Source organism: Streptomyces sp. NPDC048106, assembly GCF_040706415.1.
GTDB lineage: Bacteria > Actinomycetota > Actinomycetes > Streptomycetales > Streptomycetaceae > Streptomyces.
In genome coordinates, this window is sequence record NZ_JBEZND010000024.1 from 21,105 (window position 1) to 44,145 (window position 23,041).

General features: G+C 72.8%; 18 protein-coding genes. 10 read left to right on the plus strand and 8 right to left on the minus strand.

All coding sequences use genetic code 11. The features are described from left to right. Window positions 1-132: 132 nt before the first annotated feature. The 3 genes from AB0927_RS23640 (at window position 133) to AB0927_RS23650 (ending at window position 4,185) form a co-directional block, all read left to right on the plus strand. Window positions 133-972, plus strand: coding sequence for an oxygenase MpaB family protein (locus tag AB0927_RS23640; protein WP_366669680.1), 840 nt, complete (start codon window positions 133-135; stop codon window positions 970-972). Window positions 973-1,055: 83 nt separating this feature from the next. Beyond that, the gene (locus AB0927_RS23645; RefSeq protein ID WP_366669681.1) at window positions 1,056-2,645 is read left to right on the plus strand and encodes an NAD(P)/FAD-dependent oxidoreductase; all 1,590 of its coding nucleotides are present in this window, start codon (window positions 1,056-1,058) and stop codon (window positions 2,643-2,645) included. 40 nt (window positions 2,646-2,685) lie between these two features. Continuing rightward, window positions 2,686-4,185, plus strand: coding sequence for a fatty acyl-CoA synthetase (locus AB0927_RS23650; RefSeq protein ID WP_366669682.1), 1,500 nt, complete (start codon window positions 2,686-2,688; stop codon window positions 4,183-4,185). 1 nt (window position 4,186) lies between these two features. Here the strand turns inward: AB0927_RS23650 and AB0927_RS23655 are convergent, their stop codons facing one another. From AB0927_RS23655 to paaK, 3 genes are all read right to left on the minus strand, one after another. Further along, window positions 4,187-5,110, minus strand: coding sequence for an RNA polymerase sigma-70 factor (locus AB0927_RS23655; RefSeq protein WP_366669683.1), 924 nt, complete (start codon window positions 5,108-5,110; stop codon window positions 4,187-4,189). A gap of 56 nt (window positions 5,111-5,166) precedes the next feature. Further along, window positions 5,167-5,640, minus strand: coding sequence for a carboxymuconolactone decarboxylase family protein (locus AB0927_RS23660; protein WP_366669770.1), 474 nt, complete (start codon window positions 5,638-5,640; stop codon window positions 5,167-5,169). 97 nt (window positions 5,641-5,737) lie between these two features. Beyond that, window positions 5,738-7,036: a phenylacetate--CoA ligase PaaK gene (gene paaK / locus AB0927_RS23665; RefSeq protein WP_366669684.1), complete on the minus strand. Its 1,299-nt coding sequence runs from the start codon at window positions 7,034-7,036 to the stop codon at window positions 5,738-5,740. A gap of 170 nt (window positions 7,037-7,206) precedes the next feature. On the opposite strand from paaK, the gene AB0927_RS23670 reads away from it, so the two are divergent. From AB0927_RS23670 to AB0927_RS23685, 4 genes are all read left to right on the plus strand, one after another. Then, window positions 7,207-8,028 (plus strand): alpha/beta hydrolase, encoded by an 822-nt coding sequence (locus tag AB0927_RS23670; RefSeq protein WP_366669685.1) that lies wholly within the window; start codon window positions 7,207-7,209, stop codon window positions 8,026-8,028. Window positions 8,029-8,170: 142 nt separating this feature from the next. Continuing rightward, window positions 8,171-8,413 (plus strand): DUF397 domain-containing protein, encoded by a 243-nt coding sequence (locus AB0927_RS23675; protein ID WP_366669686.1) that lies wholly within the window; start codon window positions 8,171-8,173, stop codon window positions 8,411-8,413. Between the two features lie 149 nt (window positions 8,414-8,562). Then, the gene (locus tag AB0927_RS23680) at window positions 8,563-9,462 is read left to right on the plus strand and encodes a universal stress protein (protein ID WP_366669687.1); all 900 of its coding nucleotides are present in this window, start codon (window positions 8,563-8,565) and stop codon (window positions 9,460-9,462) included. Between the two features lie 209 nt (window positions 9,463-9,671). Next, on the plus strand, window positions 9,672-10,169 hold the full coding sequence (locus AB0927_RS23685) for a hypothetical protein (RefSeq protein ID WP_111583711.1): 498 nt from the start codon (window positions 9,672-9,674) through the stop codon (window positions 10,167-10,169). A 6-nt stretch (window positions 10,170-10,175) separates the two neighbouring features. Here the strand turns inward: AB0927_RS23685 and AB0927_RS23690 are convergent, their stop codons facing one another. The 3 genes from AB0927_RS23690 to AB0927_RS23700 form a co-directional block, all read right to left on the minus strand. Further along, on the minus strand, window positions 10,176-12,146 hold the full coding sequence (locus tag AB0927_RS23690; protein ID WP_366669688.1) for an N-acetylmuramoyl-L-alanine amidase: 1,971 nt from the start codon (window positions 12,144-12,146) through the stop codon (window positions 10,176-10,178). Between the two features lie 240 nt (window positions 12,147-12,386). Next, window positions 12,387-14,351 (minus strand): ATP-dependent DNA helicase, encoded by a 1,965-nt coding sequence (locus tag AB0927_RS23695; protein ID WP_366669689.1) that lies wholly within the window; start codon window positions 14,349-14,351, stop codon window positions 12,387-12,389. A 289-nt stretch (window positions 14,352-14,640) separates the two neighbouring features. Beyond that, window positions 14,641-15,786: an aminoglycoside phosphotransferase family protein gene (locus tag AB0927_RS23700; RefSeq protein ID WP_366669690.1), complete on the minus strand. Its 1,146-nt coding sequence runs from the start codon at window positions 15,784-15,786 to the stop codon at window positions 14,641-14,643. Window positions 15,787-16,031: 245 nt separating this feature from the next. Here AB0927_RS23700 and AB0927_RS23705 point away from each other — a divergent pair, with 245 nt between their 5' ends. Then, the gene (locus AB0927_RS23705; RefSeq protein ID WP_366669691.1) at window positions 16,032-17,525 is read left to right on the plus strand and encodes a hypothetical protein; all 1,494 of its coding nucleotides are present in this window, start codon (window positions 16,032-16,034) and stop codon (window positions 17,523-17,525) included. Window positions 17,526-17,576: 51 nt separating this feature from the next. On the opposite strand, the gene AB0927_RS23710 is transcribed toward AB0927_RS23705, so the two are convergent. Next, window positions 17,577-19,016, minus strand: coding sequence for a SpoIIE family protein phosphatase (locus AB0927_RS23710; protein ID WP_366669692.1), 1,440 nt, complete (start codon window positions 19,014-19,016; stop codon window positions 17,577-17,579). Window positions 19,017-19,379: 363 nt separating this feature from the next. On the opposite strand from AB0927_RS23710, the gene AB0927_RS23715 reads away from it, so the two are divergent. Continuing rightward, window positions 19,380-19,793 (plus strand): SsgA family sporulation/cell division regulator, encoded by a 414-nt coding sequence (locus tag AB0927_RS23715; protein WP_366669694.1) that lies wholly within the window; start codon window positions 19,380-19,382, stop codon window positions 19,791-19,793. Window positions 19,794-19,951: 158 nt separating this feature from the next. Next, a complete protein-coding gene (locus AB0927_RS23720; RefSeq protein WP_366669695.1) occupies window positions 19,952-21,976 on the plus strand; it encodes a phosphocholine-specific phospholipase C in 2,025 nt (674 codons plus the stop codon). Here AB0927_RS23720 and AB0927_RS23725 read toward each other — a convergent pair. Further along, complete coding sequence (locus tag AB0927_RS23725) at window positions 21,966-22,991, minus strand: Gfo/Idh/MocA family oxidoreductase (protein ID WP_366669696.1); 1,026 nt, start codon at window positions 22,989-22,991, stop codon at window positions 21,966-21,968. The genes AB0927_RS23720 and AB0927_RS23725 overlap by 11 nt on opposite strands. Window positions 22,992-23,041 lie beyond the last annotated feature (50 nt).

Sequence of the window (23,041 nt, forward strand, 5' to 3'; positions counted from 1 at the left end):
GGTTGCACCACCGGCTCGCCGTCAACTGCGATCAACAGGGCCTGAGTTAAACAGGTGACCGAGCGCGTCTGCAAGAACTTGATGAAACTTGCTGCTGTTTCTTGCAAGCGGAGGGGCGGTCATACTGGCCGCATGGGCGACCCCGGCCTCTTCACCCCGCGCTCCGTGACCTGGCAGATGCACGGCGACCCCATGATGTGGGTCGCCGGCATCCGTGCGCTCTATCTGCAGGCACTGCTCCCGCGCGCGGTGCGCGGCGTGCTCCAGAATTCCGACTTCCGCCGCGACGCCTGGGGCCGGCTGCGGCGCACCGCGGACTTCGTGGGCACCACGACGTACGGTACGGCGGAGGCCGCCGAACGCGCCGGGGCCCGGGTCCGCGGCATCCACCGGATGCTCGGCGCGACCGACCCCGCGAGCGGCGAGCGGTACGGCGTCGACGAGCCCGGACTGCTGCTGTGGGTGCACTGCGCGGAGATCGACTCCTACCTGCACGTGCTGCGCCGCTCCGGCTTCCCGCTCACCGACGCCCAGGCCGACCGCTACGTCGCCGAACACCGGGTCAGCGCGCGCCTGGTGGGGCTCGACCCGGAGCGGGTGCCGGCGAGCCGGGCCGACCTGGCCGCGTACTTCGAGGAGACGCGCCCCCGTCTGGCCGCGGGCCCCGAGGCCCGGGAGGTGGACGACTTCCTCCGGCGCCCGCCGGCGCACCCCCTGCTGGTCCCGGCGCGCGAGCTGCTGTGGCGGCGGGTGGCGGGGCTCGCGTACGCCGCGCTGCCGCCCTACGCCCACGAGCTGTACGGCAGGCCGGCCCCCGCCCCCGCCGTCGTCACCCGCCGCCTGCGCACGACGGGCGCCGTGCTGCGCCGGATCCCGGCCCGGCTGCGCTGGCAACTCCCGCCGAAGCACATCCTGCGCGCGATGGACCGCCTGGGCCCGGCCGCCCGCCCGGCCCCGCACAAGGTCCCTTAGGGCCGGTCCAGGGCTCAGGGCCCTGTCCACGGCGCGTCGGGTCCCCTCTGGCCCCGCCGGATCGCCCCGTGTTACGAAGGACCATGTCCGCGAAACCGGGAACCCGCGCGTACGACGCCGTCATCGTCGGCGCAGGCCACAACGGTCTGGTCGCCGCCGCCTACCTGGCACGGGCCGGGCGCTCCGTGCTGGTGCTGGAGCGGCTCGGCCACACCGGCGGGGCCGCCGTCTCCAGCCGCCCGTTCGCCGGGGTGGAGGCCCGGCTGTCGCGCTACTCCTACCTGGTCAGCCTGCTGCCGCCGAAGATCGTGGCCGACCTCGGGCTGGACTTCCGGCTGCGCTCGCGCACCATCTCCTCGTACACCCCCGTGGAACGCGCGGGCCGCCCCACCGGACTCCTCGTCGGCGGCGGCGAGCAACGCACCCGGGACGCCTTCGCCCGGCTGACCGGCGGCGAGCGCGAGTACGCCGCCTGGCAGCGCTTCTACGGCATGACCGGCCGCGTCGCCGAGCGCGTCTTCCCGACCCTCACCGAGCCCCTGCCCACCCGGGACGAGCTGCGCCGCCGCATCGACGACGAGACCGCCTGGCGGGCCCTGTTCGAGGAGCCGATCGGGACCGCCGTCGAGGAGCACTTCCAGGACGACCTGGTCCGGGGCGTGGTCCTCACCGACGCCCTCATCGGCACCTTCGCCGACGCCCACGACCCCTCCCTCGCCCAGAACCGCTGCTTCCTCTACCACGTCATCGGCGGCGGCACCGGCGCCTGGGACGTCCCCGTGGGCGGCATGGGCGCCCTCACCGACGCCCTCGCGACGGCCGCCCGTACGGCGGGCGCGGAGATCGTCACCGGGCACGAGGCGGTCCGGATCGCCGGCGACACCGAGGGCGCCGAGGTCACCTACCGCACCGCCGACGGCGAGGGCGTCGCCGCCGCCCGGCACGTCCTGGTCAACGCCTCGCCGCACGAACTGGCCGCCCTCACCGGGGCGACGCCCCCGGAGCCCGCCGAGGGCGCCCAGCTCAAGGTGAACATGCTGCTCACCCGGCTGCCGAAGCTCCGGGACCCGGACGTCGACCCCCGCGAGGCCTTCGCCGGCACCTTCCACATCGCCGAGGGATACCGCGAGCTGGCCACCGCGCACGCCCAGGCCGCGGCCGGCCGGCTCCCCGCCGCGCCGCCCTCCGAGATCTACTGCCACTCCCTGACCGACCCCACCATCCTCGGCCCCGGACTCGCCGGGCGCGGCTACCAGACCCTCACCCTCTTCGGCCTGCACACCCCGGCCCGGCTCTTCGACCGGGACAACGACGGCGCCCGCGAGGAACTGCTGGACGCCACCCTCGCCCAGCTCGACGTCCACCTCGCCGAGCCCCTCGCCGACTGTCTGGCCACCGACGCCGACGGCCGCCCCTGCATCGAGGCGAAGACCCCGCTCGACCTCGAACGGGACCTGCGGCTGCCCGGCGGCAACATCTTCCACCGCGCCCTGTCCTGGCCCTACGCGCAAGCGGACACGGGCCGTTGGGGCGTGGAGACCCCGCACCCGCGGGTCCTGCTGTGCGGCGCGGGCGCGGTGCGCGGGGGAGGGGTGAGCGGGGTACCCGGGCACAACGCGGCGATGGCGGTACTGGAACACGGCCACCGGAACCGGAATCCCGACCTGCCATAGCCCTTGACCTGCGCGTCCTTCGGCCTCAGGATCGGCGCTCATGAGCAAGGGACAGGACAGCACGGTCGACGCGATGCTGCGGCGCAGCGCCCGCCGCACCCCCGCGCGGGTCGCGGTGGAGTACGGCGAGCGCGGCTGGACGTACGAGGAACTGGACGACGCCGTCTCCCGCGCGGCCGCGCTGCTGCTCGCCGAGGGCCTCGCCCCCGGCGACCGGGTCGGCGCCTACGGCCACAACTCGGACGCCTATCTGATCGCCTTCCTCGGCTGCGCCCGCGCGGGCCTGGTCCACGTCCCGGTCAACAACCACCTCACCGGCGACGACCTGGCCTACGTCGTCGGGCAGTCCGGCAGCGCCCTGGTGCTCGCCGACCCGGACCTCGCCGGCCGGCTCCCGGACGGGGTACGGTCCCTGCCGCTGCGGGACACCGGGGACTCCTTCCTGGCCCGGCTCGCGGACACCCCGCCCTACGACGGCCCCGGGCCGCGCGCCGAGGACCTGGCGCAGCTGCTGTACACCTCCGGTACGACCGCGCTGCCCAAGGGCGCGATGATGACCCACCGGGCGCTGGTGCACGAGTACCTGAGCGCGATCACGGCCCTTGACCTGCGCCCCGGCGACCGCCCCGCGCACGCGCTGCCGCTGTACCACTCGGCGCAGCTGCACGTCTTCCTGCTGCCCTACCTCGCGGTCGGCGCCACCAGCGTCATCCTGGACGCGCCGGACGGGGACCTCCTGTTCGACCTGATCGAGGCGGGCCGGGTGGACAGCGTGTTCGCGCCGCCCACCGTGTGGATCGCCCTGGCCAACCGGCCCGACTTCGCCACCCGGGACCTCGACGGGCTTCGCAAGGCGTACTACGGCGCCTCCATCATGCCCGTGCCCGTCCTGGAGCGGCTGCGCGAGCGCCTGCCGGACCTCGCCCTCTACAACTGCTTCGGGCAGAGCGAGATCGGCCCCCTCGCCACGGTCCTCGGCCCGGCCGAGCACGAGGGCCGGCTGGACTCCTGCGGGCGGCCCGTGCTGTTCGTGGAGGCCCGGGTGGTGGACGAGGAGGGCCGGGAGGTGCCCGACGGCACGACCGGCGAGATCGTCTACCGCTCACCGCAGTTGTGCGAGGGCTACTGGGACAAGCCCGAGGAGACCGCGGCGGCCTTCCGGGACGGCTGGTTCCACTCCGGCGACCTCGCGGTGCGGGACGCGGACGGCTGCTTCACCATCGTGGACCGGGTGAAGGACGTCATCAACTCCGGTGGCGTGCTGGTCGCTTCACGGCAGGTCGAGGACGCCCTCTACACCCACGAGGCGGTGGCGGAGGCCGCCGTGATCGGCCTGCCCGACGAGCGGTGGATCGAGGCCGTCACCGCGGTCGTCGTGCGGCGGGAAGAGGTGACGGAGGAGCAACTCGTCGCGCACGTGCGGGAGATACTGCCGTCCTTCAAGGCGCCCAAGCGGGTGCTGTTCGTGGACGTGCTGCCGCGCAACGCCAGCGGGAAGATCCTCAAGCGCGAACTGCGGGACAGCTTCGGGAACAGTTGAGTCAACCCGCCTGCCGGCGGGCCCGCTTGACCTCCTCGTTCACTGCCCAGGCGTCCGCGACCGGCCCGAGATGGCCGAGCTTGTCGGGGTTGGTCACCGCGCGTACGGCCTGGATCCGCCCGTCCAGGACGTCGATGACCAGGGTCTGGAACACCCGGCCCGCCCGGTCGTGGAACACCGCGCCGGGCTGGCCGTTGATCTCCCGCGGCTCGTAGGACACCTCGGCCCGCAGCAGCGACGGGAAGACCGAGCCCAGCAGCCGCGCCACGTTGTCCGCACCCACCACGGCCCGGGAAAGCTGGGGTGCCTTGCCGCCGCCGTCCCCGACCAACTGGACGTCGGCGGCGAGGAGCCGGCGCAGCCCGCCGACGTCGCCGTCCCGCAGCGCGCCGAAGAACCGCGTCGCCAGCTCCTGCCGTTCCCGCCGGTCCGCCGCGAACCGGGGCCGCCCCGCCGCCATGTGCCGCCGCGCCCGCACCAGCAACTGGCGGCAGGCCGGCTCCGAGCGCTCCACGGCCGCGGCGATCTCGTCGAAGCCGAAGGCGAACACCTCGCGCAGCACGAACACCGCGCGCTCCAGCGGGCTGAGCCGTTCCAGCAGCAACAGCGCCGCCATCGACACCGAGTCGGCCAGCTCGGCCGACCGCGCCGGGTCCTCGTACGGGTCGCTGAGCAGCGGCTCCGGGAACCACGGTCCGACGTACTCCTCGCGCCGCACCCGCGCCGAGCGCAGCACGTCGATGGAGAGCCGGGTCACCGTGGCCGACAGGAACGCCTTGACCGACGTGGGCCGGGTGGCGGAGGCCGCGAAGCGCAGCCAGGTCTCCTGCACCGCGTCCTCGGCCTCGCCCACACTGCCCAGGATCCGGTAGGCGATGGAGAACAGCAGCGGCCGCAGCTCCTCGAACTCCTCGTGCTTGCCCATGCCGATCCCTTCCCCCGTGCCCACGCCCGACCCCGTCCCCGGTGTTTCCGCGGACCCTAGTGGAACGACCCGGGCACGTAGTCGCCCGCCGGCCGCCGGGCGATGACGTTCATCCGGTTCGCCAGGTTCATGAAGGAGACCAGGAGGACCAGGGCGGCGAGCTGGTCCTCGTCGTAGTGCTCGGCGGCCCTCGCCCAGGTCTCGTCAGCGACCCCCGTGGCCGCGTCCGCGATCCGGGTGCCCTCCTCCGCCAGCGCCAGCGCGGCCCGCTCGGCCTCGGTGAACACCGCGGCCTCCCGCCAGGCCGCGACCAGGTTCAGCCGGACCGCGGACTCACCGGCCAGGGCCGCGTCCTTGGTGTGCATGTCGATGCAGGAACCGCACCCGTTGATCTGGCTCACCCGCAGCGCCACCAGCTCCTGGGTGGCGGCGGGCAGGGCGGACTCCTTGAGCTCCCTGCCCGCCGAGGCGATGTACTTCAGGGCCTTGCCGACGACGGGGTTGGCGGCGTAGTCGAGGCGTGCGTCCATCATGTCCTCCGGGGAGTCGATCGTGCCTGCATCCCCGAGACGAGACAGCCCTGCACCCTGTGACACGGCCGGCTGTGACCCGCGTCTCACCCTGTGCTCAGTCGCGCGGCCGCAGGTCCACGATCCGGCGGATCTTGCCGACCGAGCGCTCCAGCGACTCCGGCTCCACGATCTCCACGTCCACCGAGACCCCGATGCCGTTCTTCACGGCGGTCACGATGGACCGGGACGCGGCCTCCCGCGCCTCCGGCGTGGCGCCCGGGCGTGCCTCGGCCCGCACGGTGAGCGAGTCCATACGACCCTCACGGGTCAGCCGCAGCTGGAAGTGCGGGGCCACGCCCGGTGTGCGCAGCACGATCTCCTCGATCTGCGTGGGGAACAGGTTCACCCCGCGCAGGATCACCAGGTCGTCGCTGCGCCCGGAGATCTTCTCCATCCGCCGGAAGACCCGGGCCGTGCCGGGCAGCAGCCGGGTCAGGTCCCGGGTCCGGTACCGGACGATCGGCATGGCCTCCTTGGTCAGCGAGGTGAACACCAGCTCGCCCCGCTCGCCCTCCGGCAGCACCTCGCCGGTGACGGGATCGATCACCTCCGGGTAGAAGTGGTCCTCCCAGACGGTCAGCCCGTCCTTGGTCTCCACGCACTCCTGCGCCACACCCGGGCCGACCACCTCGGACAGGCCGTAGATGTCGACGGCGTCGATCGCGAACCGCTCCTCGATCTCCCGCCGCATCTGCTCGGTCCAGGGCTCGGCCCCGAAGACCCCCACCCGCAGCGAGGTCGTACGGGGGTCCACGCCCTGCCGCTCGAACTCGTCCAGCAGTGTCAGCATGTAGGAGGGCGTCACCATGATCACGGCCGGTCGCAGGTCCTGGATCAGCTGCACCTGCCGCGCCGTCATGCCACCGGACGCCGGGACGACCGTACAGCCGAGCCGCTCCGCGCCGTAGTGGGCGCCGAGCCCGCCGGTGAACAGCCCGTACCCGTACGCCACGTGGACGATGTCGCCGGGGCGCCCGCCCGCCGCCCGGATGGACCGCGCGACCATGTCGGCCCACATGGACAGGTCACCGTCCGTGTAGCCGACCACGGTCGGGCGGCCGGTGGTGCCGCTGGAGGCGTGCAGCCGGCGGATCCGCTCCCGCGGCACCGCGAACATCCCGAACGGGTAGTTCTCCCGCAGGTCCGCCTTGGTGGTGAAGGGGAAGCGGGCGAGATCCTCCAGCGAACGGCAGTCCTCCGGGCGTATCCCCGCCTTGTCGAAGGATTCCCGGTAGAACGGCACGTGCTCATAGGCGTGCCGCAGCGAGGCGCGCAGCCGCTCCAGCTGGAGCGCCCGCAGCTCCTCTGGGCCGAGCCGTTCGCCCGCATCCAGCAGATCCCTCGCATCCGCCATCGGCACGTCTCCTTACCCAGACATTCCGGACGACCGATCATTCGGTCGAACTGTTCGGGGTCAGTAATTCAGGCCAGAGGGGTTTCAGACAAGGGGGCTGCGGAGATTTGTCGCGCCGCAGGCGGGAAATGCCTTGCGACCGGCCGCGCCCGGCCTCGACCATCATGTCCATGCCGACCTTCACCACGACCGACGGCACCCGGCTCGCCTGCCACCTGCGGGGCGAGGGCGAACTCCTCGCCGTCCTGCCCGGCGGTCCCATGCGCGCCTCCGCCTACCTGGGGGACCTCGGCGGGCTCGGCGCGCACCGCCGCCTGGCCCTGCTGGACCTGCGGGGCACCGGCGACTCGGCCACCCCGACCGACCCGGCGACGTACCGCTGCGACCGCATGGTCGAGGACGTGGCAGCCTGGCTCGACCACCTCGACCTGCTCGCCCACTCCGCGGGCGCGGCCCTGGCCATGTTGTACGCCGCCCGTCACCCCCACCGGATACGGCGCCTGCTGCTGATCACCCCGAATCCGGCCGCCCTCGGCCTGCGCACCACCCCCGCGGACCGCCTGGCGGCGGCCGCGCTGCGGACACACGAGCCCTGGTTCCCCGAGGCGTACCCCGCCTTCCGCGCCTGGCTCGCGGACGAGACGGACTTCGACGACGTGTTCCTGCCCTTCTTCCACGGCCGCTGGGACGCCACCGCGCGGGCACACGCGGACGCGGAGCCGGAGCAGAGCAACGGCGAGGCCGGTGAGCGGTACTTCGCCAAGGGGGTCTTCACGCCGGACGCGACCCGCGCCGCCCTCGCCGCGCTCGCGGCGCCGGTGCTCGTGTACGCGGGGGAATTCGACGGCGGTCCCCGCCCGGACCTCGCCCGGAGGATCGCCGAGTCCTTCCCGGACGCCGAGCTCACCGTTCAGCCGGGCGCCGGCCACTACCCGTGGCTGGACGACCCGGAGGAGTTCCGGAAACGGATCACCGCCTTCCTCGGCCGGTGACCGGCGACCCCGCAGGCGGCTGCCGGCGGGCCGGGAGCGGTGAGCCGGGGGAGCGCCGAACGTCCTCCCCACGTGGGCTGTTGGGCGCCGGGAGCGGTCGCTAGGCTGGCCCGCGCACGACGACACCGGGAGGAGCACGGACGTGGCCGAGAGCACCACCCAGCAGAAGCCGCTCATGGGCTGGGACAAGCCGGACCTGGACCTCAGCAAGGCCGAGTGGCAGTCCAGCAGCCGAGGCAAGGGCGATGTCCAGATCGCCTTCGTCGAGGGCTTCATCGCGATGCGTAACAGCGACCGCCCGGAGAGCCCCTCCCTGATCTTCACCCCCGCGGAGTGGGGCGCCTTCGTCTGCGGCGCGCGGGAAGGGGAGTTCGACCTCACCTGAGGGCGGCCCGAGCCCGCTTCGCCTGACCTGAACCGGGGGTGTTGCGCCCCGTTTTCCGGACACGCGACCTACAGCGCCCTGTCCGGGTGGCTGCCTGGGCAAGGCTGGCCCCAGCAAGGCAGAAGGTCGGGTTCCGGAGGTGAGGAAGCATGAGCGCTGCGCCGGTCATCGCCGCGGTGGACGGTTCCGAGGACAGCCTGCGCGCGATGGAGTGGGCCGCGGACGCCGCCCGCCGCCGCGCGGCACCGCTGCGGGTGGTCCATGTCCGCCAGTACGCCGCCTGGAGGCAGACCGACGTACTGGTGGCCGGGCCGCCCGAGGCGGAGGGCGACCCCGTCCTCGACGAGGTGCGCACCCGGCTCGCCGCATACGCGCCCGAGGCCGTGGAGTACATCGCGCTGGAGGGCGCGCCCGGTGCGGTGCTGCCCGAACTCGGCGTCGACGCCCAGCTGATGGTGCTGGGCTCCCGGGGCCGGGGCGGCTTCGCCAGCCTGCTGCTCGGCTCCAACAGCCTCGCCGCCGCGCGGGACGCCGAGTGCCCGGTGGTCGTCGTACCCCCGCCCGGCCGCGAGGTGCACGGCGAGGGCCCGGCCGAGCCCGGACCGCGGGTGGTCCTCGGCCTGAACGTCGACAGTCCCGACGAGGCCACCCTCTCCTTCGCCTTCACCGAGGCGTCCCTGCGCGGCGCCCGGGTCCAGGCGGTCGCCGCCTACCCGTGGCCCCTGCAGACCTGGTCGGCGCCGGGCCAGCTGGTGCCGCCCATGCCCGACCAGGAGGCCATCGCGAACGAGACCCGGGCCCTCGCCGAGGGCTTCCTCGCCCCGCACCGCGAGCGCCACCCGAGCGTCCGCGCCGACGCGGAGGCCCTGCCGGGCGACGCGGCGGGCAGCCTCGTGGCCGCCTCCCGGGACGCCGAACTGGTCGTCGTCGGCCGCCACCGCCGCCGCCTCCTGGCCCCGGCCCGCATGATCGGCTCCGTGACCCAGGCCGTCCTGCTGCACGCCGCCAGCCCGGTCGCGGTGCTGCCCCCGACCCCCGCGGAGCGGTGACCCGGCCGGCCGTACCCACCGGAGGCGCCACCGGCAGCTCCCGGCCTTCCCTACCGGTCGGTTCGGGGACTTGTCCCGGCGGCGCACCACCGGGCACCCGCAGGGCTCCGGCGTCCCGCCGCCAGGCGGCTGACGGGCGCCGCTCCCGGGGTCCCGCCACCGGGTGCCCGCAGGTCACTCACCCCTGCCGGGGCACGTACCATGGCCGCATGTCGTTCCTCCGCCGCCGCAGTGCCACTCCCGCCGGGCCCGACTTCGACGTGCTGGCCATGGACCCGGGCGACTGGCCGGGCAATCTCGGCGCGGGTCTGCTGCCCGCGCCCGACGGCACCTGCCAGGGTGTCTTCCTGCGCTACGACCTCTTCGGCGGCCGCGGCCCCGCGATGATCATCGGCAATCTGCCGCAGGGCTCCCCGGCCCGCGAGGTGGCCGAGGAGGAGATCCCCTTCGAGGTGGGCCAGCTTCTGCTGGCGCTGGAGAACGACGAGGAGGTCACCGTCGTCGGCACCGAGGACACCCCTGTCCTCCAGGGCGACAACCTCCTCATCGTGCGCCGCCTGAAGCTGTCCGAGAGCCGGATCTCCTGCGTGCAGTTCGACCGCAGCGACGGCGTCCTCGTGACCATCGCCGCCTGGGACCGGCCCATCACCGACGACCTGTACGCCCTGCTGAAGCCGCTCCCGGCGGAGCTTTTCCAGCAGGGCTGAGACGGCCTAGCCGGCCGAGTTCTCCACGGTCACGTCCGCCGCGCGGACGAACTCGACGCGGTGGCCGTACTGGATCTCGTAGTACAGGTCCTGGCCCCGCACGACCTGGTGCGCTTCCGGGGTGAAGGTGACCGCGTAGTAGTACTCGCCCGGCATCTCGTCACCGACCACGTACTTCTGCCCCGCCGGGATGGTGTACGGCAGCGGCACCACCGACTGCGCGGGCACCCCCGCCGGGTAGGCGGACTTCTCCGGGTAGGCGCGGCCGTACACCGGAATGCTCGCCAGACCGTCCTTCGGGGTGATCACCAGCCCCTTGGCGGAGACCGCCGTCGGCTGCTTCGCCGGGTTCTGGAACCAGGCCTTCTGGCCGAGGTACCAGATGGCCGTCCAGTCGCCCCAGCGATCCGCGACCGCGTACTGCTGGCCGGTGGACACCCGCGAGGACACGTCGTTGACGCCGGTCGTCGGCGTCGTGCCGAGCCCGACGTCCTTGATCAGCGGCGCGCCCGCATCGTGGTCCGTGTACAGCCGCACCTCGCTGGAGGCGTGCGCCGCGCAGGGCTCGCCCGCCGTGGTGCAGCCCGTGTACGTCGGCTGGTTGGCGGCGTAGTCGGGCCGGATCGTCACCAGGCCGCCCCGCTTGCCCGCCGTCTTCCTGAACGGGTGGCCGAGCAGCTGGAAGTAGTGCGCCCAGTCCCAGTACGGACCCGGGTCGGTGTGCATGCCCGGGATGGTGGACGCGGTCGGGCCGGGCACGTTGTCATGACCCAGGATGTGCTGCCGGTCCAGCGGGATGCCGTACTTCTTGGACAGGTACTTCACCAGACGCGCCGAGGACCGGTACATCGACTCGGTGAACCAGGCGTCCGGGTCGGTGAGGAAGCCCTCGTGCTCGATGCCGATCGAGCGGGCGTTGACGTCCCAGTTGCCCGCGTGCCAGGCCACGTCCTTCGCCTTGACGTGCTGGGCGATGAGCCCGTCGGTGGAGCGGATGGTGTAGTTCCACGACACGTAGGTCGGGTCCTGGATCAGGTTCAGCACCCCGTCCCAGGCGCCCTCGGTGTCATGGATGACGATGTACTTGATCGGCTGCGACGCCGGCCGGTCGCCGAGGTCGTGGTTGCCGTAGTCGTTGTTGCCGAACTGCGCGTAGGCCGCCGGGAACCACTCGCAGGACACCGACTTCGGGCACTCCGCGCCGTCGGCGTCGACCGTGCGCAGACCGGTCCCCGCCAACTGCGCGGTGTCCGGGGCGAGACCCGGCTCGGCGGTGAGGGCGACCCGCTGACCGGCGTCCGTGGTACGCCGCTCACCGGTGCGCAGCACGTCGTACACGTCGTCGGCGTACGACCTCGCGGTCGCCGTGTCGTCGGCGCCGGAGAAGCGGGCCACCGCGCCGTACCAGTCGGCGGGGTCGGCACTCAGCGGCTCGCCGAGCTGCCGCTGCGCGGCGGCCAGCAGGGCGGCGCCGCCGGACACGTTCGCCGCCGGGTCGGTGCGCAGCTCCGCGGCCGGGATGCCGGTCAGCTCCGCGGCCCGGGGGAGGGTCTTCAGCCGGGCCGGCAGCGCGGAGTCGGCCGGTGCCTGGGCCGTGGGGCGCAGGGCGGGGCGGGAACCGTCGCCGCGGGCGTCCTCGGTGCCGTCGGCGAAGTGCTCGGTGGTGGCGATCGCGGTACGGGCGTCGGTGAGGTGCATCGGGCCGTAGCCGCCGGAGACGCTGGGCGCGCCGCCGTGGTAGTCCCAGCGGGACTGGAGGTAGGAGACGGCCAGCAGCACACTCTGCGGCACGTGGTACTCGGCGGACGCGGCGGCGAACGCCGACTGGAGCCGGTCCGGGGCGGCGCCCGGCGCGCTCTGGGCGGGGGCCGCGCCGAACAGCGGCAGCAGCAGGGCCGCCGCGGCGAGCGGTACGGCGGCCCTCTTCAGGTGTCTGTGGCCGGGAGTGGACGGGGAATCGGGGGCGGAACCTCGCAATGCGGCCTCCTGTGACGGGCGGGCGTGGCGGGGCGTGCGGCGCCGAGCTGGGTCAGTGGTATCGGCTTGCCGACGATCCGTCAATGATGCAGTCGCCAAGAAGATTTCCCACGTCACGGCGGGTTTCGGCGAGTTTCGCCACGGCGGTGGGCGGGCCTGCGGGGCGTCAGTGGAATAGACCAATGGGTTCCGTCGAGGGAGTGGAGTTGCGCCGAGGTGGGACGGAAAGCCGCCGGGTCGTCAGGCGGACGGGACGGTGATGGTGCGGAGGCGCTTGGTGGCCCGGGTCAGGGCTACGTACAAGTCCCTTTCCCCACCGGGGCGGGCGGTGATGATTTCCTCGGGGTTCATGACGACGACCCCGTCGAATTCCAGGCCGCGCGCCTCGGAAGCCGGCACGACGCGTGCGTGGTCGGCGATCCCCTGGGCCGTCAGCTCGCTGACCCTGGTGTCCGCGCAGATCACCCCCAGAAGCTCGCCCGGGTGCGCGGTGCTCTGGGCGCGGAGTTCCTCAGCGACGGCGGTGACCAACCCCTCCGGAGGCGCGGTCACGGTGCGAGGACTCTCGCCGCTGCGCAGTGACCGGGTGGGCCGCTGGTCCGGAGCGATCCGCGCGAGCAGGTCCCGGACGCTCTCCAGGATCTCCTGCGTGGTGCGGTAACTGACGGTCAGCTCATGCAGTCTGAACCGCGGTCCGACATGGGGGCTCAGTGCTTCCTTCCAGTCCCGTGCCGTCGCGACCGGGCCTGCCTGGGCGAAGTCGCCCACCAGCGTCATCGCCCTCGCCGGGCAGCGGCGGACGATCATCCGCCACTGCATGGCGGTCAGTTCCTGCGCCTCGTCGACGACGACGTGCCCGTACGTCCGCTCGGGCGGGCCGTCGACCAGGCTCGCCGCCTCGTCCAGCAACGGCACATCGGCATCGGTCCACGGGGCGTCGGCGCCGCGCAGCAGAAGGGACCGCTCACGCGCGGTCAGGCCGGGCAGGTGCTCGGCGAGCGCGTCGGCGTTCGTCAGGAGCGCCTGCACGAGGTCACCGGGTACCAGCCGCGGCCACAACACCTCGACCGCCCGGTCGACGCCGGCATCGTCGAGGAGATCGGCTCGGATGGCGTCCAGGTCCAGTTCGTGGACCGGACCCGGGTCGGCCGCGCCTTCGGTACGGTGCTGGGCGGTTCCCGTGAACCGGTCGAGGTCCAGGCCCGTCATCCTTTCGGCGTCGGCGTCGATCTGCTCCAGGAGGTCGCCCATGTCCCGCTGCATCGCGTCGGTGACGGCGTCCACCAACAGCTCCTTGAACACCTGGCGCGCGGGATTGTGCCCCGCGGCGGCCGCCACGGCGGCGTCGCGTGCCGTGGCCACTTCCTCGCCGGACAGGTGAGCCGGTTCCCGTCCGACCCGCACGGTGAAGTCACCGGCGGGGGCTTGGTGGACGCGCAGCAGGCCGGCCAAGGCGTCGGCGAGGTCGGAGCCGCCCTTGAGCCGCGCCGTGTCGAACGGGTCCACCGTGTCCGTGGACACTCCGGCCAGTTCCCCGCAGGTCGCCAGCACGACGTCGTTCTCCCCGAGCGAGGGAAGGACCTGGGAGATGTAGTCGAGGAACCGGGCGTTCGGTCCCACCACCAGGACACCCTCCTCCGCGGCGCGGGGGAACGCGTAGAGGACGTAGGCCGCCCTGTGCAGGGCGACCACCGTCTTGCCGGTGCCGGGCCCGCCCTGCACCACGGTCACCCCGCGGTGGGCGGAACGGACGACCTCGTCCTGCTCGGCCTGCAACGTCGCGACGGCCGAGTGCATCCTGCCCGTGCGCCGTGCCGACAGCGCCTCGGTCAGCGGGCCGTCCCCGACGACGTCCTCGTCGGTCGGGGCACTCCCGTCCAGCAGTTCGTCGCTGACCGAGACGACCGTGCGCTCCTGAAGGCGCAGGTGCCGGCGCCGCCGCAGGCCCATCGGGTGGACCGGTGTCGCCTCGTAGAAGGGCCGCGCCGCGTTCGCGCGCCAGTCCACGAGCAGAGGCAGGTCGTCCTCCTCCGTATGCAGTCCGATCCGCCCGATGCGCAGGGCGGTGCCATCCGTCCAGTCGACGCGACCGAATACCAGCCCCTTTTCGGCGCCCTCCAGCCGGCCGATTTCCTTGGCCAGCCGCTCGGCGGCGATTTCTCTCTCGTATGCCTCACCGGCGCCTTCCGCCGGGGCCTTCAGCACACTCGCCCGGTGTACTCGCGCCTCGGAAATCCGCTCGGTAAGCAACTCGTACAACGAGGACACATAATCCTGCTCCGATTCAACCGCACGCGCAGCGACATTATTCATTTCCGGCAACAGAGGGCTCCTTCGACGGGAGCCATACCATACGGTCAAAGTTCTCTGAAGGTAAGTCTTGACTTACTTGGTGAATGTATGTCCCTGCGGCCTTATGAGCGAGCCGGAAAAAAGGGAAACGCTCGGCTGGGAAATCCCAGCCGAGCGTCCGCATAAACCGCTCGCGACGTGATCAGCGCGTGCCGACCGCCGCGCGCACCGCCTTGCGGGCCATCTGGCAGTCGTCGTGCAGCCGCCTGAGCAGCAGCCGCTGCTCCTCGCCGGACGGCACGGCGCCCGGGTGGGCCGTACCCGGTGCCGCCGGGGCCGGGTCCTGCATCGAGCGCTGCACGGCCGTCTCGTACCGCCTGATCTCGCGGGTCAGCAGCAGCATCAGGTTCACCAGGAAGGCGTCCCGGGAGGCCGGGCCCGCCGACTGGGCGATCTGGCTGATCTGGCGCCGGGCCCCCGGGGCCTGTCCGAGCACCAGCCACAGGGTGGCCAGGTCGTGGCCCGGCAGGTACCAGCCCGCGTGCTCCCAGTCCACCAGCACCGGACCCGCCGGGGAGAGCAGGATGTTCGACAGCAGCGCGTCGCCGTGGCAGAACTGGAGCATGGAGCCCCGGCCCACCTCCTGCGCGATGCCGTGCAGCAGCTTCTGGAGGTCGCCGAGATCCCGGTCGGTCAGCAGCCCCAAATCGTGGTAGCGGGAGATCTGTTCGACATAGTCCAGCGGCATGTCGAACAGACCGGCCGGGGGCCGCCAGCCGTTCATCCGGCAGACCGCGCCGAGCGCCGTGCGGATGTCGGCGCGGGGCGGCGCCTCCATCGGATGCCGCTGGAGCGCCGCCACCCGGCCGGGCATCCGCTCGATCACCAGGGTGCAGTTGTCCGGGTCCGCCGCGATCAGCCGGGGCGCCCGGACCGGGGGGCGGTGCCGGACGAACGAACGGTATACGGCTATTTCGTGGCGGCTCCGCTCCTCCCACGCCGGCGCGTGGTCCAGCAGACACTTGGCGACGGCCGTGCTGCGCCCGGTGGTGCCCACGAAGAGCACGGACCGCGCGCTGCGCCGCAGGACCTGGACCGGCGTGAACTCCGGGCAGATCCGCTGCACCGCGGCGATCGCGCCGCGCAGCGGGGCGCCCTGGGGGCCGGACAGGTCGAGTCGCCCGCTCAGCGGTGGGACGCCGGGCTGGCCCGGGGCCCGCCGGGGCCGTGGCGCGCCCAGCATGGAGCCGCCCGGACGCACCGCCGGGTCGAGGTACGGTCCGCCGCCCGCCGGGCGGGGGCGCAACGGCCGAAGCGGGGCGGACACGGAGGACGATGCCGCGTACATGGGAGATACAGATCCCTTCGTTGCCTGCGGTGCCTGCCTGAGAAGTCCTCGCGTCAACCCGGCCCGGTCCCCGGGTACACCCTGGGGAATGTTCCCGGGACGCCGGGTCGGGGTGGCGCTTTCCTACCTGACACCCGATGACCCGTGGCACACCATCTGGCGCACCCTGGCGAACCCTGGCGAATAGTCGCCCGGCAACCTCCACGGGGCTACTGTCAACTCAGCCGAGAACCTGGGGGCTTGACGTGAGCGGACGACCCAACACCCGCCTCTCCGATCTGTTCGGCCTGGCCGGCTGGTCGAAGGGCGAACTCGCGAGGCTGGTCAACAGGCAGGCGGCGGCCATGGGCCACCCCCAACTGGCGACCGACACCTCCCGGGTCCGGCGGTGGATCGACAGGGGAGAGATCCCGCGCGATCCCGTGCCGCGGGTGCTGGCGGCCCTGTTCACCGAGCGTCTCGGCCGTGTCGTGACCATCGAGGACCTCGGTCTGGTGCGCCACGGGCGGGCAGGGAAACGGCAGGGCGACGGGATCGAGGAACATCCCGACGGAGTGCCGTGGGAGCCCGAGCGGACCGCCGCGGTCCTCACCGAATTCACGGGAATGGACCTCATGCTCAACCGACGCGGCTTGGTGGGCGCGGGTGCCGCGCTCGCCGCGGGATCCACACTCAGCAGCGCCATGCACGACTGGCTGCAGACCGACCCCGTCCTCAGGGCCGACGGCCCTGCCCTGGACGACCCCCTGCACGCCGACACCACAGGTCTCGACCGCTACGAGGCCGCCCCCATCGGCTCGGACGAGGTCGCGGAGCTGGAGCGCTCCGTCGAGGTGTTCCGGGCCTGGGACGCGGCCCGGGGCGGCGGCCTCCAGCGCAAGGCGGTGGTGGGCCAGCTCAACGAGGTGGGCGGCATGCTCGCCTACTGTCATCCACCCCACCTCCAGCGGCGCCTGTGGGGCGTCGCCGCCAACCTGGCCGTCCTCGCGGGCTGGATGTCCCACGACGTCGGCCTGGAGCCCACGGCGCAGAAGTACTTCGTCATCGCGGCGCACGCCGCCCGGGAGGGCGGCGACCGGCCGCGCGCCGGGGAGGCGCTGTCCCGGGCGGCCCGCCAGATGGTCCACCTGGGCCGCCCGGACGACGCGCTGGACCTGATGAAGCTCGCCCAGTCCGGCGGGGGCGACCGCCTCCAGCCGCGCACGAAGGCGATGTTCCACACCATCGAGGCCTGGGCACAGGCGGCGATGGGCCAGGGCCAGGCGATGCGCCGCACCCTCGGTCAGGCGGAGGACCTGTTCGTCGCCGACCGGGGCGACGGCGAGCCCCTCGACTGGATGCAGACCTTCAAGGCCGAGGACCTGTACGGCATGCAGGCCCTGGCCTACCGCACGCTGGCGGAGTCCGACCCGGACGCGGCGGTGCACGCCCAGCACTTCGCGGAGAAGGCCCTGGCGTTGCGCGTCGACGGCCGGGAGCGCTCGAAGATCTTCGACCATCTCTCCATGGCCTCGGCCTGTTTCATCGCCGACGACCCCGAACAGGCCGACCGCTACGCGCGACTGGCCCTGATGTCGATGGGCGCGAACTCCTCCCGCCGCACCTGGGACCGGCTGCGCCAGATGTACCGGCTCACCGCGGAGTACGCCGGATACCCGAAGATCCACGAACTGCGGGAGGAGATCAGGCTCGTCCTGCCCAAGCCCAGGAGCAAGGCCGGGAACAGCGCACCCGCGTAGGAGCCCGCGCGCCTCGTTCTCTCCCGCACACCGGTCACAGAGACCGGTTCATCACGCCGTGACCCTGGCGACGAGCACACACGCGTCGTCCACCCGGGCCCCGCCGAACTCCTCCACGAGCACCCGCACGCAGTCCTGCGCGTCCCGGACGTCGTCGAACCGTGGGGCGAGGCCGAGCAGCCGGTCCACGGCCACCGTGCCCCGGCGCCCGGGCACCAGCCCCTCGGTGTGCAGCAGGAGCAGGTCGCCCGGTACGAGGTTCACCTCGGCCTGCCCGTAGCCGGCGCCCGGGGTGGCGCCGAGCAGCACGCCCCGCGGGGCGTCGAGCACGCACCCCGTCCCGTCGCGGTACAGCAGCGGGGCGGGGTGTCCCGCCTGCCCCCAGACCAGGGTCCGGGTGGCGGGCCGGTAGCGGCAGCAGAGCGCGCTGCCGAGGGCGGGGTGCACCGTGGAGTCGAGCAACCGGTCCAGTAAAGCCAGGAGTTGGCCCGGCTGGGTGCCGGCCATGGCCATGCCGCGGACCGCGCCGAGCAGGGTCGCCATGCCCGAGGCGACGGCCACCCCGTGTCCGGTCAGGTCACCGACGCTGAGCAGGGTCTCGCCGTCGGCCAGCTCCAGGGCGTCGTACCAGTCCCCGCCGATCGGTGCCCCGCCGTCCGCGCGCAGCCGGTGCGCGGCGAGGTCCAGTGTGCGCGGGCCCTGGTGCGGGGGGCGCAGGGAGCCGCGCCAGGGCGGCAGCACGGCCTCCTGCAGTTCGGTGGCGACCCGGTGCTCGGTCTGCTCGCGCTGCTGGTGCCGCCGGAGCGAGTCGCGGGTCTCGTGCACCGTCCGCTGGCTGTGGCGCAGCGCGCTGACGTCCCGCAGCACGGCCCACATCGAGGCGGTGGCGCCGTCGGCGCCGAGTACCGGCTCGCCCGTCATGTGCACGGCCCGCACGGAGCCGTCGGGGCGGCGCACCCGGAACTCGCCGTCGATCGGCCTGCCGTCGATCAGGCAGTCCGTGACCATCGCGGTCAGCTTCGGGCGGTCCTCCTCCACGACCAGCGAGGGCAGTTCGTCCAGGGTGAGGGCGGGCAGGGCCGGGTCGCGGCCGAGGATCCGGTACAGCTCCCCGGACCACGTCGCCTCGTCCGTCAGCAGATTCCACTCCGCGCTGCCGACCCGGCTGAGCGGCGCCCTCCGCGGTGCGCCGGCCGGAGCCGGGCGGACGGCGCGCACGCCCACGGGTTCCGCCGGTTCGGCCGGGGGCAGTGGGGCGGGGCCGTTGCGCAGCTGGGCCAAGTGGGCGTCAAGATCGTCCAGTTGGTGCAGCGCCAGGTCGTACAGGGCGCGCTGCCAGCGTTCCCCGGGGTCGGTGTCGTCGTGACGGACGTCCCGCCGAACCGCGTCCACGTCACCCTTGAGCCGCCGCGCCTGCGTGATCAACGCCTCCACCGGGTCGTCGCCGGGTGGCTGGGCGGCTGAGCGGTCCGCGGAGACAGGGGACGGCATTTCGCACTCCGAACGAGGGGGACGGCAGGGCCAGGCGGGGCGGGGACCGTACCGACTGTTGCACAGCCCGGGACGCCCTGTAAGGGATTTGGCAACACACGATACGGTGGTGCTTCTGGCATATGCCAGAGTCTCCCCGGAGCGGTCCGCAGCCGCGCGCGACGTACCCGGTCGCGCGATCAAGTCGTAGACCTGCTACGGGAGTTGACGGACTCGGTGGTCCTGCGTCGGGACCCCCGGAGGAGGCGGTCAACCACCTGTTCGAGGGCCGTATGTTCGTCGCCGTTCGGGACCGGCCGGTACCCATCGAACTCTGACCGGATTTGGCGGCATGCGAAGGGCCTCCCGGGACTCCATAAAGGCATGGAGACCACCATCGAACTGCCCGCCCTCGCCCGGCTCGTCACCGCCGAGGACCGGGAGATCCCCCTCACCGCCACCCTGCGTTACACCACGCGCGAGCCGCTGGCCGTCTTCATGGACTTCCCGGCCGAGGCGGCGCTGGAGGGCGAGGACGTGAGCTGGACCTTCGCCCGGTCCCTGCTGGACCAGGGGCTGCGCACCCCGGCCGGACATGGCGATGTCCAGATCTGGCCGTACAGCCGCACCCGGACCGTGCTGGAGTTCCACTCGCCCTTCGGTCTCGCCATGCTCCAGTTCCCCACCTCGACCCTGCGCCGCTTCCTGGTGCACACCTACGAGGCGGTGGCGGCCGGCCAGGAGGACATGGCGGCGGTGGTGGAGCGGGGGCTGAACGCGCTGTTCAGAGAGGTGTGAGGCGTGCGGCGCACGCCGGTCGCGTCCCGGGGAGCACCGGGCGGCTTCGGGCGCTGTTCACCTTCGCCTCACCGCACGGGTATGGACCCCGACGCCCGGCGCGGGCACCCTGGCCCGCGGTGTGCCGCAGGGGCACTCCCGTGACCGAGGGCGGACGAATGACACCGATCAGCCGAAGGGGATTCGTGGGGCTGGGCGCATCCGTGGCGGCGGGAGTGGCGCTGGGCGCCACCACGCGCCCGGCCGCGGCGGCCGCCACCCCGGCGACCGGCACGATCAAGGACGTCAGGCACGTGGTGATCCTGATGCAGGAGAACCGCAGCTTCGACCACTACTTCGGCCGTCTGAAGGGCGTGCGCGGCTTCGACGACCGCAGCGGCATCACCCTCAGCGGCGGCCACTCGGTCTTCGACCAGCCGAACCTGCTGTCCCGCCAGTACCCGTGGAAGCTCAGCTCCACCCCGTCGGTCTTCGGCAAGGACGGCGAGACCCTCGCGCAGTGCAACGGCGACCTGCCGCACTCCTGGTCCTCGCAGCACTCCGCCTGGAACAAGGGCCGCCTGGACAACTGGGTCCTCGGCGTCGGCAACGTGCGCTCGCTCGGGTACCTGGACCGCTCCGACATCCCGTTCCACTACGCTCTCGCCGACAACTACACCGTCTGCGACGCCTACTTCTGCTCCACGCTGAGTGCCACCGGACCCAACCGCACCTACCTGTGGAGCGGCAAGGTCGACTCCTCCAGCAACGACGGCGGCGACGAGTCCGGCCTCACCTGGGAGACCTACGCCGAGTCGCTCCAGGCCGCCGGGGTGAGCTGGAAGGTCTACCAGAACGCCGCCGACAACTACGGCGACAACGCCTGCGCCTACTTCGCCAACTTCGCCGCCGCCAAGGCCGGCGACCCGCTGTACGACCGGGGCATGTCCTCGGTGCCGGAGGTGACCGGCTCCACCCCGGACGACATCGCCGCCGCCATCAGGGCCGATGTGCTGGCGGGCACCCTCCCGCAGGTCTCCTGGGTGGTGGCCAACCAGGCCTTCTCCGAGCACCCCTACGCCCCGCCCGGCGACGGCGCCCACTTCGTCAACCTCGTCTACCAGGCCCTCGCCGCCGACGAGGACGTCTTCGACTCCACCGTCATGTTCCTCAACTACGACGAGAACGACGGCTACTTCGACCACGTGCCCCCGCCGTCCCCGCCCGCCGGCACGGCCGGCGAGTTCCTGGGCGGCGTGCCCTACGGCTTCGGCTTCCGGGTGCCGATGATCGTCATATCGCCCTGGACGCGCGGCGGCTGGGTCTCCTCGGAGGTCTTCGAGCACACCTCGGTGCTGCGCTTCCTGGAGACCTGGACGGCCGCCCTCGGCACGCCCGCGAAGTGCCCCAACATCAGCGACTGGCGCCGCCGGGTGAGCGGCGACCTCACCGGCGTGTTCGACTTCGCCCACCCGGTTTCCGGCCCGGTCCCGCTGCCCGCGACCAGCGTCATCGGCATGGACAACTGCGCCCTGCTGCCCAACCCGGTGCCGACCGACAACGCGCTGCCCGCCCAGGAGCCCGGCACCCGACCGGCCCGCGCGCTGCCGTACCAGCCGGGCGGATACCTGGACCACCTGGAGTTCGGCTCGGGCGGCAAGATCCTCGCCTGGTTCGTCATGACCAACCAGGGCGCCCCCGCCTCCCGCGCGGCCCACTTCTCGATCCACCCCAACGCCTACCGGGACACCACGCCCTGGCAGTACACGGTGGACGCGGGCGGCACCGCCACCGACTACTTCAACATCGGCTCGGGCTACGGCGACGGCAAGTACGACCTGTCGATGGTCGGCCCCAACCGCTTCCTGCGCCGCTTCCAGGGCGACGCCACCAAGACGGGCAAGTCCGCGGAGGTGAGCACCCGTTACGCCGTCGAACCGGGCACCGGCAAGCTCGCCCTCTACTTCCGGATGACCAACTCCGGCTCGGCGCCGGTGAGGTTCACCATCACCTCCAACCACTACCGCGGCGACGGCCCCTGGACCTACACCGTCGCCGCCGGCACCTCGGCGGAGGACTTCTTCAACGCGGTCGCCTACACCGACGGCTGGTACGACTTCACGGTGACCGTCGACTCCGACGCGACCTGGTCGCGCCGGTTCACCGGGCACCTGGAGACGGGCGCCGCCAGCGTCAGCGGCTGACCGCGGCGTACAGGTCCGGGCGCGGGGCGAGTGCGACGGCCGTCCGGTCGCCGGACTCCAGGGCCCGGACCCCCGCCTCGGCGACGACCGAGGCGGCGTAGCCGTCCCAGGCGCTCGGCCCGGTCACCCGGCCCGCCCGGGTGGCGTCCACCCAGGACTGCACCTCGCGGTCGTAGGCGTCGGCGAAACGCACGAGATAGTCCTGGGCCACCGCCCGGCGCGCGCCGCCCGCGCGGGTGACCACCATGGCGTGCTCCTCGCCGATCCGCGCGCTGCCCGCCTCGCACACCGCCTCGCAGCGCACCTGGTAGCCGAAGCCGCAGTTGACGAACGCCTCGACGTCCACCAGGGCGCCCCGCTCGGTCTCGAACAGCACGAACTGCGGGTCGATCAGCCCCTTCGGCGCCCCCTGGGAGGACACCGGGCGCCGGACGGTCACCGCCGTCAGCTCCTCGCCCAGCAGCCAGCGGGCCGCGTCGATCTCGTGCGAGACCGAGCTGTTGATCAGCTCGGCGCTGGTGTAGCCGGGCGGCGAGGAGACATTGCGGTGGACGCAGTGCAGCATCAGCGGACGGCCGAGGCTCCCCCCGTCCAGCAGCGCCTTCAGCCGCTGGTACTCGGCGTCGTACCGGCGCATGAACCCGACCTGCGCCAGCCGCCGGCCGAGCCGTGCCTCGGCCTCCACCACCCGCAGCGCCCCGGCGGAGTCCGGCACCAACGGCTTCTCGCACAGCACCGGCAGGTTCCGGGCGAACGCGGCCAGCAGCGCGGCCTCGTGCGCGGGCCCCGGGGAGGCGATCAGCACGGCGGCGACGCCCGGCGCGTCGAGCGCCGCCTCGGGGTCCGCGTGCACGGTGACGCCGGACAGGCCCGCCACGGCCGCCTTCGCCCGCTCGGCGTCGGGGTCGGCGACGGCCGCGACCCGGGCGCCGCTGACCACTTGGTCCAGGCGCCGTACGTGATCGGCCCCCATGTTCCCGGCACCCAGCACCGCCACACCCAGCAGCTCACCCATGCGCGCGCTCCCTCACCTCGACGATCACGCGTAGCGTACGTCGGCGGGGG

Bases quoted from the DNA above. Each gene is read 5' to 3' on its own strand.
- AB0927_RS23710 (WP_366669692.1), bottom strand. From the start codon at position 19,016: ATGCCGTCCCCTGTCTCCGCGGACCGCTCAGCCGCCCAGCCACCCGGC.
- AB0927_RS23655 (WP_366669683.1), bottom strand. From the start codon at position 5,110: ATGGGCAAGCACGAGGAGTTCGAGGAGCTGCGGCCGCTGCTGTTCTCC.
- AB0927_RS23670 (WP_366669685.1), top strand. From the start codon at position 7,207: ATGCCGACCTTCACCACGACCGACGGCACCCGGCTCGCCTGCCACCTG.
- AB0927_RS23680 (WP_366669687.1), top strand. From the start codon at position 8,563: ATGAGCGCTGCGCCGGTCATCGCCGCGGTGGACGGTTCCGAGGACAGC.
- AB0927_RS23645 (WP_366669681.1), top strand. From the start codon at position 1,056: ATGTCCGCGAAACCGGGAACCCGCGCGTACGACGCCGTCATCGTCGGC.
- AB0927_RS23715 (WP_366669694.1), top strand. From the start codon at position 19,380: ATGGAGACCACCATCGAACTGCCCGCCCTCGCCCGGCTCGTCACCGCC.
- AB0927_RS23640 (WP_366669680.1), top strand. From the start codon at position 133: ATGGGCGACCCCGGCCTCTTCACCCCGCGCTCCGTGACCTGGCAGATG.
- paaK (WP_366669684.1), bottom strand. From the start codon at position 7,036: ATGGCGGATGCGAGGGATCTGCTGGATGCGGGCGAACGGCTCGGCCCA.
- AB0927_RS23700 (WP_366669690.1), bottom strand. From the start codon at position 15,786: ATGTACGCGGCATCGTCCTCCGTGTCCGCCCCGCTTCGGCCGTTGCGC.
- AB0927_RS23720 (WP_366669695.1), top strand. From the start codon at position 19,952: ATGACACCGATCAGCCGAAGGGGATTCGTGGGGCTGGGCGCATCCGTG.
- AB0927_RS23725 (WP_366669696.1), bottom strand. From the start codon at position 22,991: ATGGGTGAGCTGCTGGGTGTGGCGGTGCTGGGTGCCGGGAACATGGGG.
- AB0927_RS23660 (WP_366669770.1), bottom strand. From the start codon at position 5,640: ATGGACGCACGCCTCGACTACGCCGCCAACCCCGTCGTCGGCAAGGCC.
- AB0927_RS23685 (WP_111583711.1), top strand. From the start codon at position 9,672: ATGTCGTTCCTCCGCCGCCGCAGTGCCACTCCCGCCGGGCCCGACTTC.
- AB0927_RS23650 (WP_366669682.1), top strand. From the start codon at position 2,686: ATGAGCAAGGGACAGGACAGCACGGTCGACGCGATGCTGCGGCGCAGC.